This window comes from Glycomyces sp. L485, assembly GCF_022548875.1.
Classification (GTDB): domain Bacteria; phylum Actinomycetota; class Actinomycetes; order Mycobacteriales; family Micromonosporaceae; genus Glycomyces.
Genome location: NZ_JAKZEW010000023.1, coordinates 1 through 235 on the forward strand (window position 1 = coordinate 1; position 235 = coordinate 235).

General features: G+C 71.1%; 1 pseudogene. It reads left to right on the forward strand.

Annotated features, from left to right (window positions below):
* Positions 1–235: pseudogene (locus tag L0U85_RS12610) on the forward strand (hypothetical protein); the annotation flags it as partial.

Genomic DNA, 235 nt, shown 5'->3' on the forward strand with positions numbered 1-235 from the left:
CCCGAACCGGCACCCGCCTCGCAGACCGAGACCGCGACCGGGACCGAACACGGGCCCCGAACGGGAACCGGACCCGAGCGAGACTCCGAACAGGACTTCGATCCGGGCTCCGGGCCGGGCGGATGCACACGCCCCGAAGACGAGCACGCCCCCACACCGACCACACCAGCAGCAGCGGCCGCACCGGCTGCGGTGATGCGTCTGGTGCACCCGAAGACGAATGAACCGCTGATCC